Source organism: Pelorhabdus sp. sgz311001 (assembly GCF_055901755.1).
Genome location: NZ_JBVXUT010000006.1, coordinates 17,639 through 34,560, shown reverse-complemented (window position 1 = coordinate 34,560; position 16,922 = coordinate 17,639). Strand labels below are relative to the sequence as shown.

General features: G+C 42.7%; 17 protein-coding genes and 2 other annotated features. Of the genes, 15 read left to right on the top strand and 2 right to left on the bottom strand.

Features of this window, described 5'->3' with window-relative positions:
• The 3 genes from AC0MXB_RS14790 to AC0MXB_RS14780 all read left to right on the top strand — a co-directional run bounded on the left by AC0MXB_RS14790 (window position 1) and on the right by AC0MXB_RS14780 (window position 2,102).
• A complete protein-coding gene (locus AC0MXB_RS14790; RefSeq protein WP_474040496.1) occupies window positions 1–825 on the top strand; it encodes a methyl-accepting chemotaxis protein in 825 nt (274 codons plus the stop codon).
• 24 nt (window positions 826–849) lie between these two features.
• Entirely contained in the window at window positions 850–1,773 is a 924-nt protein-coding gene (locus AC0MXB_RS14785; RefSeq protein WP_474040495.1) for a 5'-nucleotidase, read from the top strand.
• A 143-nt stretch (window positions 1,774–1,916) separates the two neighbouring features.
• Entirely contained in the window at window positions 1,917–2,102 is a 186-nt protein-coding gene (locus AC0MXB_RS14780; RefSeq protein ID WP_474040494.1) for a hypothetical protein, read from the top strand.
• A 40-nt stretch (window positions 2,103–2,142) separates the two neighbouring features.
• Here AC0MXB_RS14780 and AC0MXB_RS14775 read toward each other — a convergent pair whose 3' ends face one another.
• Window positions 2,143–3,708: a sigma 54-interacting transcriptional regulator gene (locus AC0MXB_RS14775; RefSeq protein WP_474040493.1), complete on the bottom strand. Its 1,566-nt coding sequence runs from the start codon at window positions 3,706–3,708 to the stop codon at window positions 2,143–2,145.
• A 225-nt stretch (window positions 3,709–3,933) separates the two neighbouring features.
• Between AC0MXB_RS14775 and ald the strand changes: the two genes are divergently transcribed.
• The 11 genes from ald to rplT all read left to right on the top strand — a co-directional run bounded on the left by ald (window position 3,934) and on the right by rplT (window position 15,356).
• Window positions 3,934–5,052: an alanine dehydrogenase gene (gene ald / locus AC0MXB_RS14770; RefSeq protein WP_474040492.1), complete on the top strand. Its 1,119-nt coding sequence runs from the start codon at window positions 3,934–3,936 to the stop codon at window positions 5,050–5,052.
• A gap of 166 nt (window positions 5,053–5,218) precedes the next feature.
• Window positions 5,219–7,846, top strand: coding sequence for a CHASE3 domain-containing protein (locus tag AC0MXB_RS14765; protein ID WP_474040491.1), 2,628 nt, complete (start codon window positions 5,219–5,221; stop codon window positions 7,844–7,846).
• An 80-nt stretch (window positions 7,847–7,926) separates the two neighbouring features.
• Complete coding sequence (locus AC0MXB_RS14760; protein ID WP_474040490.1) at window positions 7,927–8,523, top strand: DedA family protein; 597 nt, start codon at window positions 7,927–7,929, stop codon at window positions 8,521–8,523.
• A gap of 75 nt (window positions 8,524–8,598) precedes the next feature.
• Window positions 8,599–10,092, top strand: coding sequence for a CCA tRNA nucleotidyltransferase (locus AC0MXB_RS14755; RefSeq protein ID WP_474040489.1), 1,494 nt, complete (start codon window positions 8,599–8,601; stop codon window positions 10,090–10,092).
• Between the two features lie 99 nt (window positions 10,093–10,191).
• Window positions 10,192–10,341 carry a hypothetical protein gene (locus tag AC0MXB_RS14750; protein ID WP_474040488.1) on the top strand — a complete coding sequence of 50 codons (150 nt, stop codon included), beginning with the start codon at window positions 10,192–10,194 and terminating at the stop codon, window positions 10,339–10,341.
• 115 nt (window positions 10,342–10,456) lie between these two features.
• Window positions 10,457–10,795: a GRAM domain-containing protein gene (locus AC0MXB_RS14745; RefSeq protein WP_474040487.1), complete on the top strand. Its 339-nt coding sequence runs from the start codon at window positions 10,457–10,459 to the stop codon at window positions 10,793–10,795.
• A gap of 77 nt (window positions 10,796–10,872) precedes the next feature.
• Window positions 10,873–11,772, top strand: a complete 900-nt coding sequence (ytxC, locus tag AC0MXB_RS14740; protein WP_474040486.1) for a sporulation protein YtxC — start codon at window positions 10,873–10,875, stop codon at window positions 11,770–11,772.
• Between the two features lie 58 nt (window positions 11,773–11,830).
• Window positions 11,831–12,056 (top strand) — a binding site (T-box leader).
• A gap of 67 nt (window positions 12,057–12,123) precedes the next feature.
• Window positions 12,124–14,034, top strand: a complete 1,911-nt coding sequence (thrS, locus tag AC0MXB_RS14735; protein WP_474040485.1) for a threonine--tRNA ligase — start codon at window positions 12,124–12,126, stop codon at window positions 14,032–14,034.
• 64 nt (window positions 14,035–14,098) lie between these two features.
• Window positions 14,099–14,219: a sequence feature (ribosomal protein L20 leader region), on the top strand.
• 32 nt (window positions 14,220–14,251) lie between these two features.
• Complete coding sequence (gene infC, locus AC0MXB_RS14730; protein ID WP_474040718.1) at window positions 14,252–14,755, top strand: translation initiation factor IF-3; 504 nt, start codon at window positions 14,252–14,254, stop codon at window positions 14,753–14,755.
• Between the two features lie 19 nt (window positions 14,756–14,774).
• On the top strand, window positions 14,775–14,972 hold the full coding sequence (rpmI, locus tag AC0MXB_RS14725; RefSeq protein ID WP_474040484.1) for a 50S ribosomal protein L35: 198 nt from the start codon (window positions 14,775–14,777) through the stop codon (window positions 14,970–14,972).
• Between the two features lie 30 nt (window positions 14,973–15,002).
• Window positions 15,003–15,356, top strand: coding sequence for a 50S ribosomal protein L20 (gene rplT, locus AC0MXB_RS14720; RefSeq protein WP_474040483.1), 354 nt, complete (start codon window positions 15,003–15,005; stop codon window positions 15,354–15,356).
• 59 nt (window positions 15,357–15,415) lie between these two features.
• Here rplT and AC0MXB_RS14715 read toward each other — a convergent pair whose 3' ends face one another.
• Window positions 15,416–15,838, bottom strand: a complete 423-nt coding sequence (locus tag AC0MXB_RS14715) for a thioesterase family protein (RefSeq protein ID WP_474040482.1) — start codon at window positions 15,836–15,838, stop codon at window positions 15,416–15,418.
• Window positions 15,839–15,985: 147 nt separating this feature from the next.
• Here AC0MXB_RS14715 and AC0MXB_RS14710 point away from each other — a divergent pair, with 147 nt between their 5' ends.
• On the top strand, window positions 15,986–16,780 hold the full coding sequence (locus tag AC0MXB_RS14710) for a TrmH family RNA methyltransferase (protein ID WP_474040481.1): 795 nt from the start codon (window positions 15,986–15,988) through the stop codon (window positions 16,778–16,780).
• Window positions 16,781–16,922: the final 142 nt, after the last annotated feature.

The window sequence follows — 16,922 nt, the reverse complement described above, 5'->3', positions numbered from 1 at the left end:
ATGGCAGGCATATCAGAGTTTGACGCATTAGTGGGAGCAGCGGAAATGATGCAAAAAATCATTCCTTTAGACTGCTGTGTTATGGTTTGTAATTCCGAAGGTGTTATTGTAAAATTTGTTCCAGCAGAAACCTTTGATATGCAGGTAAAAGAAGGGACTGGCGCTGCTAAAGGCGGAGCTTTGGGCGATTGCATGAATACAGGGAGACCTGTTAGCAAGATTGTTCCGAAAGACCTTTATGGAGTGCCGATTAAGGCAACGGCTTTTCCAATTCTTGAAGCCGGAAAGTTAGTTGGGGGCATTGCTCTTGGCATTAGCTTAAAAAATCAGCAAGGTTTAATGGAAGTAGCGGAAACCATTGCTTCGACGTCAGAACAAATGACAGCAACAACGCAAGAACTTGCTGCGACGGCCACTCATTTGTCGCAAGGCTTGGCAACGATTGGACAGATCGGCGAAAAAGTAGCGACAGAAGTAAAAAATACTGATGAAATTTTACGATTTGTTAGCGATGTGGCAGCAAATTCGAATTTGCTTGGCTTAAATGCCGCCATTGAGGCTGCTAGAGCTGGTGAACACGGCCGAGGCTTTGCCGTCGTAGCAGAGGAAATTCGTAAGATGGCTGTAAATAGTGCTGATGCAGTTAAGGATATTAAAGTGATATTAAATAAAATTAAAGCTGAAGGCGAAAATTTGAAACATACAGTTGATCAAAATGTGACAGTAGCGGAACGCCAGGCAGCTGCAACAGAGGAAATTGCCGCTTCGATGCAATCGCTAGCCTCATCAGCTACTCAGGTTGAACAGGTAGCTCGTCAATTGTAATTTATTACAGCAGGGGAGATCAGTATGGCAGTTACGCTTGAAGGAAAATTAGTGATTGCAATTTCTTCGCGCGCCCTTTTTGACCTTGATGAAAGCAATCGGGTCTTTGAAGAGAAGGGCGAAGAAGCCTATGCTAAATTTCAAATGGATCGCGAGAATGAATTACTTGCCTGCGGCGTAGCTTTTCCGCTGATTGAACGACTGTTAGCCTTGAAAGACCCGCAGACAGGCCAAAATATGGTTGAGATTATTTTGCTTTCGAAAAATGATCCGAATACAGGTCTTAGGGTATTTAATTCCATTGAAACGCGCTCATTAGATATTACCCGTGCCGCCTTTACGCGAGGGCGCCCGCCTTACAAGTATTTAAAGGCTTTTAAAGCCGATCTGTTTTTATCAGCGAATTCAGAGGACGTAAAGCTGGCTTTGCAAAACGGTTATGCCAGTGCGACGATTTTTTCCGGCGGCTATTTACAGCAAAAAGAAAAAAACGGCGCTGACGATGGGGAAATTCGTATCGCTTTTGATGGTGACGCCGTAATTTTTAGTGATGAAGCGGAACGTGTCAATGTGGAGCAGGGGTTGGAAGAGTTTAAAAAAAGCGAAGCGGAAAAATCAGAAATTCCGTTAGCGCCAGGTCCGTTTAAAGCCTTTCTAGCGGCTTTGAATCGTCTGCAGGCTGCTTATAAGCCGTTTCATAAGCGACCGATTCGAACGGCTCTCGTAACAGCGCGGAGCGCGCCTGCTCATAAGCGGGCGATAAAAACGCTGCGTGCCTGGGGAATTAGTGTTGATGAGGCTTTCTTCCTTGGCGGTCTTGATAAGGCTGATATATTAGAAAGTTTTGCACCACATATTTTCTTTGATGATCAACATACTTACTGTGTGAATGCAGCGCGTGTTGTACCGACAGGCCATGTGCCGAGCGGTGTTACAAATCATGAATGAATGCAGAAAAACTTCTCTTATATAGGGAAGTTTTTTTGTTTTTGATTATTTTTTACAATGGCGCATATACTAGCAATAGGACATCACTGTTTTCCCTGTGACCAAAGTAAGCTATACAGGTGGTTTTAGTTGGAGGGATGACGATGTGCCCCTATCAAGATCAATGTTGGGAACAGTGTCCGGCGCAGCTTTATAAAGCGTCGTTTGAATCTTGTGCGAGATTTAAGTTAGCCAGTGTTATTGGGATTGATAAGGTGCCTGTGACGATGAAAGCAATGGATTATGCTTTCATTGCGCCTTATATCCGCTCTTTTAGCGGCAACGAATAGTAGTGTGGTAATAAACCGGCAGAGAGATCTCTCTGCCGGTTTATTCTTTAAGGGGTATTAAGTTATGTTTACGCAATTTTTTTAATACAGCTGTATGGGATAAGCCTAGTGCGAGGCCGAGCTGTCGAGAAGTATGATGTTCCTTCAGGGCAAGCTGTAACACTTCTTTTTCTGTTTCGTCAAGCTGGGCTTTTAGCAGCTTGTTTTTTTTCTTTGCTTGATTTGCTGCTGCATATACCGGTGGAAGTGTATGGTGGAGAATAATATGATCAGATAAGATAATATTTCCTGTCACAATGTTGATCGCTCGTTCTATTACATTTTCTAATTCTCGGATGTTGCCAGGCCAATTATAAGCAAGAAGCTTTTGGAGAGCTGTTTCGCTAATGGTGTCTACTTGTTTTTGCAGACGAGTTGAAAAACGATCTAAAAATACTTGCGCTAACTGAGGAATGTCTTCAGGGCGGGCACGCAGCGGTGGAATAAATAAGGGAATTACGTTTAAGCGGTAATAAAGGTCTTCACGAAATTGGTTTTTTTGAATCATTTCTTCTAAATTCCGGTTGGTGGCCGCTAAAATTCGTACATTTACTGAATTTTCGCGAGGGCTTCCTAGTCGGCGGACTTTTTTATCCTGAAGCACACGGAGTAACTTTGCCTGAAGATGGGTGGATATTTCCCCAATTTCATCAAGAAATAAGGTTCCATCTTGGGCTAATTCAAACAGCCCTTGCTTGCCGCCTTTACTGGCGCCAGTAAAAGCGCCTTCTTCATAACCGAATAATTCGCTTTCTAAGAGCGTATCAGGAATCGCGGCGCAGTTGACGGGAATAAAAATTTTATGGCTGCGCGGTGAAGCGGCATGAAGAGCTCTGGCAAAGAGCTCTTTGCCTGTACCTGTTTCCCCACGGATTAATACGGTCGAATCGCTGCGGGCATAGGTTTTTGCTAAGGTAATGACTTGCTGCATTTCTGTGCTGCTATAGGTAATTTCCTCGAAGGTCAAGGGGAGTTGCGCGGTTACGGTTTGGACGAGGGCTCGAACATCACTGATATCTTTTAAAATAGCCACAGCGCCAATAATGCGTCCTGACTGATCGAAAATGGGTCGACCGCTTGTTAGATAATGACTGTTCGTTTTTTCTAAGATGACTTCCTGATTGTTGTAAACATGGCCGGCGCGCAGTGCCGCAAAAATGGCCATATCTTTTGGTAGAAAATTGCTTAAGGGGTGACCGATTACTTTGTGGGCTGGTACACGGAGAATGCGTTCTGCGGCTGGGTTATATTGGGTAACGCGTCCCTGCTGATCAATGCTTAAAATGCCATCGCCAATGGCCGTAAGGACGGCGCGTATTTCTTCCGCTTTTAGTTGGTGCGGCATAAGATCAATTTCGCTGACTGTTAAAATACCCTCGATTTCTTGTAGTCTGGCCATGATTTTCTCTTTTTCGTCAGGGTTTGTGATATCCACCTCTAAATAAATTGTTTTTAATTCAACTTCCATGGAAATGATATTGATATGCTCTTCGGCGAGACAACGCGATAAATCAAGAATCAAGCCGACACGGTCGATATTTGGCAGCTTTAAGCGCAAGGATATCACTCTTTTCTTTTACGTTAAGGTGCTAATTAGCTAAATCATAGCAAAAGTCCTTTTTGGAAACTAAAAATTCCAGTGGAATTTTTTAGTTCCGGAGTCTGGAAACTTTTCCTTACAAAGGCTTTTTTTGTCTATTAGAAACGGCTACTTTTTTTGGCATGGTTTTTGCGAATATTTAATATAGGTAGATGGGGAGCTTGACGTTTTAATCATAAGGGAGGTTTTACGATGATCATTGGAGTAGCAAAAGAAATCAAGAATAATGAAAATCGCGTGGGCTTGACGCCAGCAGGAGCGGTAGCACTGCAGGAAGCTGGCCACAAAGTACTGGTGGAAGTAAGTGCAGGAGTCGGCAGCGGTTTTGCCGACGAAGAATATGTAAAAGCTGGCGCTGTTATTTATAAGAATAAACAGCAGCTTTTTGATGATGCGGAAATGATTATTAAAGTTAAGGAACCTTTAGCACCGGAATATGAGCTCTTTCATGAAGGGCAGATCCTTTATACGTACCTTCATTTGGCGCCAGAACCAGAATTGACGCGAGCATTATTGGCAAAAAAAGTTGCTGGAGTCGCCTATGAGACCATTGAGGGACCTAATCGTACGCTGCCGCTGTTATCACCAATGAGCGAAATTGCCGGACGGATGTCGATTCAAGTCGGTGCGCAATTTTTAGAAAAACACTATGGCGGTAAAGGGCTTTTATTAGGCGGGGTAGCTGGTGTGGCCCCTGGCCAAGTTGTGATTATCGGCGGCGGGATTGTTGGTACGAATGCGGCAAAAATTGCCGTTGGTATGGGAGCTAAAGTAACAATCATTGATCGCTCGCTAGATCGCCTCCGTTATCTTGATGATATTTTCGGCAGTCGAATTGTTACTGTTATGTCAAATAGCTATAACATTGCTCAGTGGGTGAAACAGGCTGATCTTCTCGTTGGGGCCGTATTGATTCCTGGTGCTAAAGCGCCGAAACTCGTTAGCGAAGAAATGGTTCAGACAATGGCCGAAGGATCTGTGATTGTTGATGTGGCAATTGATCAAGGCGGATCGATTGCTACAATTGACAGGGTGACGACCCATAGCGAGCCCGTATATAGTAAATATGGCGTTTTACATTATTCCGTGGCGAATATGCCGGGGGCTGTGGCCAGAACATCGACTTTAGCTTTGACGAATGCTACCCTACCTTTTGCTTTATCTATTGCTGGTAAAGGATTAGAGCAGGCGCTCTCAGAGGATGCTTTTTTAGCGAAAGGACTCAATGTGTATCAAGGAAAAGTCACCTATGAAGCAGTGGCTAAGGGGCTGAATCTCCCTTATTTTTCGTTGGCAGAAGTTCTTGGTTAAGGTAGTGTTTTCATGATGTAGACATTTTGATAAAGAGCTGTCAGCCTAGTATTGCCGCGTCTTTTAAGGCATTCTAGCTGATAGCTTTTCTTGTTTGTAGAATCTTGTATAATAAAGAGGTTTTTTCCTAGATATAGCGAAAAATAGCTTTAGAGGAGGGGCTTGTATGTCGCCATTTCGCTATATTGTTGTTAATACATCGGTTGTGCGAAAACTTTATATTGGTTTTGCTGGTGTTATTTTTTCGATTGTAGTTATGATCGGTTATGCCTATCACAATAGTCAAGAAGAGTCGAAAATACTTGACTGCAATCGACATACTTATCAAATTATGCAGCACACTGATGGGCTTTTGGTGAGCCTAATCAATATGGAAACAGGAATTCGCGGCTACCTAGTGACGGAGGAACCGCTTTTTTTAAGCCCTTATCAACAAGGAAAAGCTGAATTTGAAGAGCATTTAATGGACATAAAAAGTCTTGTGATAGACGACCCTTTGTTGCAGAGTCGTATTACGGAACTAGAAAGACTGGAAACAGACTGGAATCAGAAAATACTTTTGCCAGGTAAAGTATCTGATAATGATATGATGTTTGAGCGGAAGCGCCAGATGGATGAAATGCGCGCCCTTTTGCAGGCCATTACGGCTGATCAACGGCAAATACTAGCTGACCGATCTTTGATTTTGGAAGAAAGTAAGAATCGTCTGCGACAGATGTTAATTGCTGGAGGTTTTTTAAGTCTGGGTTTGCTTGCTGTTATTATTCCAGCTTTAGTGCTAGACCTAAAGGCGAGAAAGCGCAAGGAAGACACGTTAAAAGAATTAAATGAAGGTTTAGAACGAAAAGTCTATGAGCGAACTATTGCTTTATCTGATATGAATGCCATGCTTGAAGAAGAAGTGAGTGAACGTCAGGCAGCCGAGGACTTACTTTTGGAAAATCATCAAGCGCTTCTGGTGAGTGAAAATCGCTACCGTGGTCTCTTTGATCATATGAAAAAGGCGTTTATCTATTGTAAGCTTTTGTTAGATCGCGATGGAGCAGTGATTGACGGAGAGATTCTCGATGTAAACCATTCTTTTATTGAACAGTTTTGTCGTCTCGTGCCAGGCTTTTCTTGGAGCGGACGGAAAATTTCCGAGGTATCTTGCAATGAACTGAAGCTGGTTTTTGATTGCTTGAAAGAGTATGGTTCGCAAGTTTTGCAGCCGACAAGTTTGAGTTTTGAGCGAATTCTGGAAGTGGGTGACAAATGCTATCAAATTTCCGCCTATAGTCCTGAACCTTATTATGTGGCTACTTTAATTACTGATATTACGGAGCAAAGGCGGATAACGGCGGAAGTAGAAGAAAATCGCCGCCGCTATGAAGCGCTTATGATGCAGTCGTCGGAAGCGGTTCTTGTTGTAGATTTTAATTCCAAGATCATTACGGAAGCCAATAATGCTTCGCTCCGTGTATTTGGTTATGAGCGTGAAGAACTTTTGTCAATGCCTCTGTCTGATTTACTTATGATTAGTGAAGATTCTCTCCAAAGTCTTGTGGCTATGCTAGCTCGTTTTGGCGGACTGCCTGCTGCGATTCGCTCATGCCGTCGCAAAGACGGCAGTAAAATCCAGCTGGAACGGGTTGCTTCTTTAATTGAATATAGCGGGAAACGCCTTATTTTGATCTCTTATCGCGATGTAACAGAACAGCAAAAATTACAAGCGATTTTGCAGGGGGAATTAGAACTGGCGGGAACTATGCAAAAATCGTTGTTGCCAGCAGAGTTTAACAATGAGCTAGTAGCGATTCGAACTGTTTTTCAACCGCTGCATTTTGTTAGCGGCGATTATTATGGGTATAAATGGTCGCGATCAAAGCAGCAATTGCATGGTTATATCATTGATGTGACAGGACACGGAATTGCTACGGCGCTTCATACTGCGTCAATCAGCAGTTTGTTAAATGAAACGATGGAAAAGGAGCAGGGATGGACGCCGACTGCTTTTTTGGAACTGAATCGGTATTGTCTAGAATACTTCCCGGAAAATGCTTTTGTAGCCATGATTGCCTTTACTTTTGACTTCGCCAAACAAACCCTCACTTATATCACAGGGGGAATCAATTATATTATTGCTTGTACGCAATCGGATATTGGTTTAATGCCTTTGCGTGGCTTGTATCTTGGGATTACTAGCGATCCTGATTTTGAATTTGTCACAATTCCTTTGCAGCATGGTGATTTGTTCTATTTTATGACCGATGGAATTTATGAGCGACTGCCAGATTCCTTTTTTAACGGCATATGCCAGTTTTCTGAAACGGTTGAAGCTTTAAAACGACTGAGTCAGGATGGACAGCGCTTTGATGATTGCTCCGCTTTATGTATTGAAGTTAGAGCTTGGCCTGAGAAAAAGCAGCATTTTAATTTTTCTCAAGATGAATATACGGCCTTGCGTCGCGATCAAGTGAAGGAAAGGCTTTATAAGTTGGCGGGAAGCGAGGGGCCTAAGCTCGAAATTGTGTTAGGGGAAGCGCTCAATAATGCGCTGGCCTATGGTACAAAAGTAAAAGTTACGATCCAGAAGATTGGCCAGCGTCTCGTGATACGAGTGAAAGATGATGGCCCTGGTTTTCTTGGTAATGCAGCAATAGAATCACTTGGCAATCAGTCGATCCCAGAGCTGTTTGAAACAAAACTAGATGCGGAATGCGGCCGGGGTTTAGGAATTATGGCGGCTTGGACCGATAAAGTCCTTTATAGTCAACGCGGTAATGAAGTGTTGATTATTAAAAATTTGCCTTAGAGTGAATTTATTTACACACCTCTCAATCCTATGATACAATTCTTGTGATGATTGTCTAAGTTTTGTTAGGAGTTGAGTGAGTGGAACAGTTCTTTTCATCGGTAACTTATTTTATTGATATTTGGGGTTATTGGGCTATTTTTCTCGGAATGGCTTTGGAAAGCGCCAATATCCCGATACCCAGCGAGTTAATTTTTGGTTTTGCCGGATATTTGGTCTATTTAGGTCGATTAGAGTTTTGGCCTGCTACCATATACGGTGTTTTAGGCGGTTTGGCTGGCTCGATTGTTTCTTACGGTATTGGTTATTATGGCGGACGGCCTTTTGTGTTTCGCTATGGAAAATACTTTTTCGTTACAACGAAGCGTTTGGACCAAGCGCAACGCTGGTTTGACCGTTATGGTCTGGCCGCAGTATTTTTTGCTAGACTTATGCCTGTAGTAAGAACCTTTATTTCATTACCAGCCGGGTTCGCGCAGGTTCCCTTTGTCAAATTTGTTATTTATACAGTAGTCGGTTCTTTTCCTTGGACGGTGGCGCTCATTTATATTGGTAAGATGCTTGGCTACAATTGGGAAATTATGAATCGCTATGGTCATCAAGCCAGTGTAATTACAGCAATTGCCCTTGTCGCGATTGCCGCTTTCTGGTATTTTAAAAAGAAATCAGCAGAATAGGACGTTTTTAGGGGCCATTTAAATGGTTCCTTTTTTCTTATTCAGCACATCCTTTTGAAAAAGGAGGTACAGCCGATGGGCTTTGTAGATGTTTCTGTTATTTCGCCAGCAAAAATACCATCAGAGGCTTTAGCTATAGTTGAAAGCTTGTCAGAGGCTGGTTTTGCTGCTTATATTGTCGGTGGCGCTGTACGTGATCTTTTGCTTGGCATTGTGCCAAAGGATTTTGATGTGGCTACAAATGCTCAGCCGGAGGAGGTGCTGGCGCTTTGCCATCGCAGGGGCTGGCGGATTGTTGAAAAGCTTGGGGCGAATTTCGGTGTTGTTGCTTTGGTATTTGAACATAAAACGTGGGAAGTTGCTACTTTTCGCACAGAGTGCTATGGCGACGATGCCCATCGTCCGGAAACTGTAAGGTATACAGATTCGCTACAAGAGGATTTAGCAAGGCGTGATTTTACAATCAATGCTATGGCTCTTACTAGGACCGGTAAAATTATTGACTATTTTGGCGGTCGAAACGATTTGGACTTGGCACTACTGCGAACGGTAGGAGATCCCGTAAAACGGTTTCAAGAAGATGCCTTGCGCCTGTTTCGCGCCTGTCGGTTTGCAGCACAATTAGGTTTTCGCCTTGAAGATAAAACGTATGAGGCTATGACTCGTTGTTTAGAGCGTGTGAAAGGGTTATCATTAGAGCGCGTGAAGGCGGAGATCAATAAGCTGTTGCTATCTGGTCAGGTCGCAGTGGGACTTGATTATTTGGTTCATTCCGGCTTGGCTCAGTGTACTTGCCAAGTCAAGCGGCAAGGTCAAGTCTATGAGATTGCGCTGTTGCCTGAATTAAGAGATTTGTTGGGAGTCCCACAGAATCCGGCATTCCATTCTTTTGATGTATGGTATCATACGGTGGCAGCTGTCGTTGCTTCATCCACCGATATTACGGTACGCTGGGCGGCCTTGCTTCATGATGTTGCCAAAGGAAGCGTTGGCGTGAGAAGCATCACAGCTGAAGGGCGAATTACGGATTATGGTCACGATAAAGCGGGGGCTACTATAGCGAAAGCTATTTTGACTAGATTGGAGTTTGCACCTAAATTTGTCGTCCGTATTTCTTGGCTGGTAGCAAAGCATATGCGGTTTCATGTGATTTTTTATCGTACTGTTGTCGAAAATGATTCTCGCAGTTTAGTGCATTGGCTTCGAGAGGAGGCACGCAGCGGACGGTTTCGTGATCAAGCTGAGTTGAAGCGAGCTTTTGTAGAATTAGCGCAACTTTGCTTTGCTGATGCGATTGCGACAGGAAAGAGCAGCAAGGATCAAGCTCGTTTTTCCAAGCATTTTTTGACGGTCCTAGAAGAGGTTACTTGTAAGATGCCTGTTCATACGAGTGATTTGGTTATACGTGGTAAAGAGATTTGCAAATGGGCGCCTGAGCCGCAGTCAATCGGTTCTTGCTTAAAAATATTGCTGCAGCGTGTTCAAGACGGTGAGCTTGTGAACGAAAAAAATGTGTTGTTAGCGGCTGCGGAAAAATGGCTGTTAAAACAAAAATTGAAAAATAATTAAAAAATAGTTAAAAAGTGGTTAAAAAAAGCTTAAGTTTTTTTCTGGGACTTCGATACTATTAAAAAGGGATTTATTACCTAGCCAAGGAGGGCGATAGGAATGGATGCTTTAGTAAGAGTATTGCCAATTCAGAAAGTGGAATTTCAAAAGCCGAATCTTCCTCATAACCTAGAAAGTGGCAAAAAGAAGAAAACAGAACGCTTTGAGGATATTTTGGTACAGCAGCTTGCTGCGTTATCAGGAAAATAAAATTTTTTAAACCGCTGCAAGGTTTCTTTGCGGCGGTTTTTTTGTTAAAATCGAAGAGAATAAGAAGATATATTTAATGATAAAATAGAAAGTCAATGGAGAAAGGAGCGCTTATATGTATTCTTTTAAGTTGCTTGAAGGTGAAAAGGTTGTAAAAAAGGGACTGGGCAACCTCACGATAGAAGATTCCGTCCTAAACGGTGCTATGTACTTAACAACAGAGCGGCTAGTATTTGTCGGATATTTATTGGAAAATGCTGAGAATAAATTTTCTACAGATTTGTCATTGTATCATATTGCCGAACTACAAAAAGAAAAAACTTTTTATATTATTCCTAATGTATTAGTCATTCGTAGTATTCAAGATGTAGTATGGCGCGTAGGGATAGGAAAACGCGATTCCTGGTATGATGCTATTGAAGCGGCGATTCAGCAGACCGAACAACAAGCTTAAAGTAGAAAGACCCTTCTTCCTTCGTATGCATTCGTGGCAAAAGACATATAATAATAGCAGCGAAGGAGGTGGCAGAGGTGAAATTACTGACAATTGGGCTTCGTCATTCTGATGATAGTGATCGAAGCTTAAATGTCGAAATTGAGGCAGTCTGTGCTAATTTAGCCTATAAAGGTTATAAGGTAGCTGTCCATAATGAGGTGAAAGGAAGCTATCAATTTATTAGCTGTCATGTCAACGAAGGGGAATTGTCTTTTCGTAACTATGAACGGGTAAAGCGGCTCGTGAAACAAGAAATTACGGCGCTTTTGGCTAGATATATCGTAACAGTTGCTGAGCAGCCGCTATTGCAGCGAATGATTGAACGACGCTATGAGTATTTTAGCAGCTCTGAACGGCAAAGTTTGTTGCAAAAAGTGTTAAAGCGCATTGAAGTCCCCACGACTGCCGATACCAGCTATCCCTCTACAGTTCGGTTTCAATATATTGCTGATAAAATGACTGAGTACTTAGAGTATGGTCATGATTTAATTCTAGAAGGGTTTATGCATTTTCGTCTGAAGTCTTACTACGAAAAGCTGGCTCAGGTCATTGACCGCACGGTGGACGATTTTATGATGGAATTGGAATATCAGGAGTTTATTCGCGTACTGCGGTACTTTGTAGAATCCCAACAGCCGAAACACGAAGAGATTCATGTTATTGTCCTAGAAAATCAGCATTTTCAGATTTTAAATGAAGCGGGCGAAAGTTTAGAAGAAACATTTTTGGATATGGTTGGCGACACGGGCGCCATGAACGATCAAGATGCTTTAATTAGTGCATTGGTGACACTCGCGCCATACACCGTTATGGTTCACTTTGCCGGAGCTTTGGCTAATTTTGAAATTATTAGTACGATTCAAAGTGTTTTTGAGGGAAGAGTGATTTTATGTGATGGCTGCAGTTTATGTCGTCCTAGTAGGGGAAATCATTGACTTTTGCGGCTACGCGTTTTATAATAATTACTAAATTAGAATTTACAGTATAAAGCTACGAATAGTAATGACGAGGACATGATCACAGAAAGCGCCGCGTGCAGAGAGAGATGGCTTGGCTGAAACCATCTTCGCAGGACTTCTTGGCGATTACCACCTCTAAACTGCTTCTTGGAACCTAACGAGTATAAGAAGCCGAGTGATTTTCGTTACAAAATCGAAGAGCCTGCGTTTTGGTACGCAGAATCAGGGTGGAACCACGGGCAACAACTCTCGTCCCTACAGGGATAGAGGGTTTTTTTGTTTTGTCTGAAGGTCTCTGAGGGTATTTGATTAGGAGGTAGAAAAACAATGATTGAACTCATTTTGAAAGATGGACAAGCGAGAGAATTTGAAGCAGGTACAACCGTATTAGCGGCTGCCCAATCGATTAGCCGCGGCTTGGGAAAAGCAGTTCTTGTAGCCAAGCTTGATGGTGAGACTGTGGACTTAATGCATAAGTTAGATAAAGGCGGCAAGATTGAGTTTTTTACCTTTGAAGACCAGGCAGGCAAGGATGCACTCCGTCATAGTGGCTCACATCTTTTAGCACAAGCGGTAAAACACCTGTTTCCTGATGTAAAACTTGGTATTGGACCAGCTATTGCTAATGGCTTTTATTATGATTTTGATACAACTCATACCTTTACGCCCGAAGATCTTGCCAAAATTCAGGCTGAGATGGAGAAGATTGTTAAAGAAAACTTAGCAATCGAGCGGCAAGTCGTAAGCCGTAAAGAAGCGATCCAAATTTTTAAAGAGCTTGGTGAAACCTATAAATTAGAACTAATCAATGATTTACCGCCTGATGTACAGATTTCACTGTATCGTCAAGGGGATTTTGTGGATCTTTGCGCTGGCCCCCATGTGCCTTCTACCGGCCGATTGAAAGCGGTAAAGCTGCAGAGCTTGGCTGGTGCTTACTGGCGCGGTGATGAAAAACGTAAAATGTTGCAGCGTATTTATGGCACTGTTTTTGAAAAGAAAGCAGAACTTGACGCCTATCTGACAATGCTCGAAGAAGCCGCCAAACGGGATCATCGTAAACTTGGCAAGGAACTTGATTTATTCAGTATTCAAGAAGAGGGCCCGGGCTTTCCGTTCCTCCATCCCAATGGCATGATTATTCGCAACGAATTGGAAACTTTCTGGCGTGAGATTCATAATGAATATGATTATCAGGAAATTAAAACGCCGATCATCTTAAATCAGGCGCTTTGGCAGCAGTCCGGTCACTGGGATCACTATCGGGAAAATATGTACTTTACGCAGATTGATGGGGAAGGCTATGCCGTAAAACCCATGAACTGCCCTGGTGGTATTCTTGTATATCGGACGCAGCATCATAGTTATCGTGATCTGCCGCTTCGCACTTGTGAACTCGGTCTGGTTCATCGCCATGAGCTTTCCGGCGCTTTGCACGGCTTGATGCGCGTAAGAAGCTTTACGCAAGATGATGCTCATATCTTTATGTTGCCGTCGCAGATTAAAGAAGAAATTCAAAAAGTCATTGATCTCTTCAATACTGTTTATAGCGTTTTCGGCCTTACTTATCATGCGGAACTTAGTACACGGCCGGAAGATTCTATGGGATCTGATGAAGTATGGGAAGTGGCAACGAACGCACTGCGTGATGCCTTAGAAGATCGGAAAATGACCTATAAGGTGAATGAAGGCGATGGCGCTTTCTATGGTCCGAAAATTGATTTCCATCTTACTGATTCCATCGGCAGAACTTGGCAATGTGGTACGATTCAGTTAGATATGCAGATGCCGGAAAAATTTGATCTAACTTATATCGGCGAAGATGGGCAAAAACATCGTCCGGTTATGATTCATCGCGTTGCTTACGGCAGTATGGAACGTTTTATGGGAATTTTGATTGAACATTATGCTGGGGCTTTCCCTTTATGGCTCTCACCAGTACAGGTGAAAATCCTGCCAATTACAGATCGCCAGGCTGCTTATGCGAAAGAATTGGCGGCAAAGATGAAGAAAGCAGGTATTCGCACTGCTGTTGATGTCCGTAGTGAAAAGATTGGCTATAAAATCAGGGAAGCGCAATTGCAGAAAACGCCTTATATGCTAGTTCTTGGTGATAAGGAAATGGAAAGTGGTCTAGTTGCTGTCAGAAAACGGGGCGAAGGCGATATTGGCACCCAGGAAGTCGATGCGTTTATCGCGGCCCTTCAGGCTGATATTGCGGCTAAGAAAGCTTGGTAACAAATTCAATAAAACTGTTGACAGTGTAAAATAAGAGTGGTAAACTAAATAAGTCAAAACGAGAATAACTAAGCAGAGGCCATCCGCTTCTCACCTTACAACGAACTGTTCGTAAGGTAGTTGATTTCATAGATGAATGTCGTCGTGGAACGGGTGGGTTATGCCGCCCGTTTTTTATTTGAATTGAAAGAGGTGAATGGTGATTAGCAAAGATACTTTGAGGGTGAATGAGGAGATTCGAGTCAGAGAAGTTCGTGTTGTAAGTAGTACTGGCGATCAGTTAGGAATTATGCTTACGAGAGAGGCTGTCCGTCTTGCTTCCGAACAACAGTTGGATCTTGTAGAAGTAGCACCGACTGCGAAACCGCCGGTCTGCCGTATTATGGATTTTGGTAAATTTAAATATGAGCAGCAAAAGCGCGATAAAGAAACAAAGAAAAAGCAGAAGACTGTTACCGTAAAAGAAGTAAAACTTCGCCCAGGCATTGAAGATCATGATTTTGAAGTCAAACTAAAAAATGCGCAGCGCTTTTTAGCTGACGGAGATAAAGTGAAAGTGACGATCATGTTCCGTGGTCGTGAACTTTCTCACCCTGAACTCGGCCGTCAATTGCTTGTCAAAATGGCCGGTATATTAAAAGAGACGGTCAATGTGGAGCGTGACCCGAAACTTGAAGGGAAAAATATGATTATGATTCTTGCTCCAAAGCAACATAATTAACCTAAGGGGGATTCTCAGTATGCCTAAGATGAAAACACGGAGAAGTGCAGCCAAACGGTTTAAAGTAACCGGAACTGGCGAATTTAAACGTGCTAAAGCTTTTAAAAGCCACATTTTGGAGAAAAAGTCTCCATCTCGGAAACGCAATTTGCGTAAAGCTACGCTTATTAGCAAATCCGATCATAACCGCGTAGTAAAAATGTTGCCGTACGCATAATAAACTTATAATCGAAATGGGGGATCGCAGATGCCGAGAGTAAAAAAAGGCGTGACTGCACATCGTCGTCATAAAAAGATTTTAAAATTAGCAAAAGGTTTTAGAGGTTCCAAGAGCAAACTGTTCAAAAAAGCAAATGAAACAGTAATGAAAGCTCTTTACTATGCTCGCCGTGACCGTCGCGCGAAAAAAGGTGATTTCCGTAAATTGTGGATTGCTCGTATCAATGCAGCAGCCCGCATGAACGGTATTTCTTATAGCCAAATGATCAGCGGACTAAAAAAAGCTGGTGTAGAAGTAAACCGTAAAATGCTTGCTGATTTAGCTGTAAACGACATGACTGCTTTTGCTCAGCTTGTTGCTACCGCTAAAGAAAATCGGTAAGACTTAGCAGAATAAAAGGAAAAGGGCTTGCTTAGCAAGCCCTTTTTTGTCGCAAGATTTTACTTAACGCCGTAAACACCGGCGCGTTCATAAGCACGTTTTAACAGAGAATCTCGATTTACGATCAGACGAACATGTTTTCCATGGCCGATTTCACCGATCTCATCATGAGCTGTGATAATGAAAGACAGTTTATTGTCTTCCAATTTGTTTAAGGTAGCTCGCACGGTAATATTCATTCCTAAAACGGTAGGAGCTTGGTGGATAAATTCCATGGACTGTCCCACGGTGACCAATCCATCAGGGAGTAGGGGATCAACAGCTTGGGTAGCTGCTTCAATCATCATGGCGACATAAGCAGGAGTTGCAAGGAGATTTTGGAGTTCGTGCGAACCGTAGTTCGCAGCTACATCGGCAGCATCAACCGTTTTTTGTACTTCATAATAGATTCCAGTTTGAAGTGTATTGGGTACATGAACCATAGTAACACCCTCCTTATACTTTTTTAGTCCAAACCATGTAAAGAAGATACTTCTTCTTACTTTTATGCTAATATAGTCTGAAAAATTTGTCAATCTTTTGTTTTTTTTAGGATGGATTAACCTATTTTTAAAGGAGGCATGAGGTCTATGCGTGAAAAAATACAAAGTCCTCAAAATCAAAATATAAAACTTGCTGCTTCGTTGAAACAAAAAAAATATCGGGAAGAAACGGGCCTTTTTCTTGTGGAAGGCGTTCGCTTAGTGGAAGAGGTTTTAGCTTCTGACTGGTTTTGTGAGAGTATTTTTGTTGCCGATAGCTTTGGCGGACAAGAGCGTAGCGCCGCTTTGCTGAAGCAGGCCGAAGAATGTAGTCATGTTTATGAAGTTTCGGAAGCCTTGCTGGCTAAAATCAGCGATACTCGTGAACCCCAGGGAATAGTGGCAATAGTCAAACAGAAAGAGCAAGCTTTGCCAAAGGCTGGATCAAATCCCTTTTGGGTGCTTGCCGATGGCATACAAGATCCGGGGAATTTAGGTACTCTGATTCGGACGGCCGATGCAGCAGGGTGTGACGGCGTTCTCTTAATTCAGAGCGTAGATGTTTATAATCCGAAAGTCGTGAGGGCGTCGATGGGATCGTTATTTCATCTTTCGGTATTATCAGCGGAAGCAGATTTGATTTTGCAATGGCTGCAAGCAGAAAAAATTTCCTTATATGGCACATCTGTAGAAAATGCCGTTTCCTATTATAATGTAGATTGGCGCCCTAGTTGCTGTATTGCTTTTGGAAATGAAGGGCAGGGAATGAGTTCTTTCGTAAAAGAATATTGCGACGGTTTTGTCCATATTCCTTTGATTGGCAAAGCGGAATCTTTAAATGTGTCCATTTCAGCAGCGGTAATTTTGTATGAAGCCCTCAGGCAGCGCCGCTTCTCGTCTTGAACTTTGCTTTTTCCTATGCTATACTGATAACGAATCGTATTTATTCCTAAAGCTAGCAAGGAAGGTGTGGTTACACATGGTCCCCGCTGAAGTCTTTTGGAGCGTCTTTAAACAGACAGGTTCTATCGTAGCTTATTTATGG

What these genes read in the sequence shown, in the direction of transcription:
- AC0MXB_RS14785 (WP_474040495.1), top strand. Translation starts at nt 850, where the DNA reads ATGGCAGTTACGCTTGAAGGAAAATTAGTGATTGCAATTTCTTCGCGC.
- AC0MXB_RS14715 (WP_474040482.1), bottom strand. Translation starts at nt 15,838, where the DNA reads ATGGTTCATGTACCCAATACACTTCAAACTGGAATCTATTATGAAGTA.
- thrS (WP_474040485.1), top strand. Translation starts at nt 12,124, where the DNA reads ATGATTGAACTCATTTTGAAAGATGGACAAGCGAGAGAATTTGAAGCA.
- AC0MXB_RS14750 (WP_474040488.1), top strand. Translation starts at nt 10,192, where the DNA reads ATGGATGCTTTAGTAAGAGTATTGCCAATTCAGAAAGTGGAATTTCAA.
- rpmI (WP_474040484.1), top strand. Translation starts at nt 14,775, where the DNA reads ATGCCTAAGATGAAAACACGGAGAAGTGCAGCCAAACGGTTTAAAGTA.
- AC0MXB_RS14710 (WP_474040481.1), top strand. Translation starts at nt 15,986, where the DNA reads ATGCGTGAAAAAATACAAAGTCCTCAAAATCAAAATATAAAACTTGCT.
- ald (WP_474040492.1), top strand. Translation starts at nt 3,934, where the DNA reads ATGATCATTGGAGTAGCAAAAGAAATCAAGAATAATGAAAATCGCGTG.
- rplT (WP_474040483.1), top strand. Translation starts at nt 15,003, where the DNA reads ATGCCGAGAGTAAAAAAAGGCGTGACTGCACATCGTCGTCATAAAAAG.
- AC0MXB_RS14780 (WP_474040494.1), top strand. Translation starts at nt 1,917, where the DNA reads ATGTGCCCCTATCAAGATCAATGTTGGGAACAGTGTCCGGCGCAGCTT.
- AC0MXB_RS14765 (WP_474040491.1), top strand. Translation starts at nt 5,219, where the DNA reads ATGTCGCCATTTCGCTATATTGTTGTTAATACATCGGTTGTGCGAAAA.
- AC0MXB_RS14755 (WP_474040489.1), top strand. Translation starts at nt 8,599, where the DNA reads ATGGGCTTTGTAGATGTTTCTGTTATTTCGCCAGCAAAAATACCATCA.
- AC0MXB_RS14790 (WP_474040496.1), top strand. Translation starts at nt 1, where the DNA reads ATGGCAGGCATATCAGAGTTTGACGCATTAGTGGGAGCAGCGGAAATG.
- AC0MXB_RS14745 (WP_474040487.1), top strand. Translation starts at nt 10,457, where the DNA reads ATGTATTCTTTTAAGTTGCTTGAAGGTGAAAAGGTTGTAAAAAAGGGA.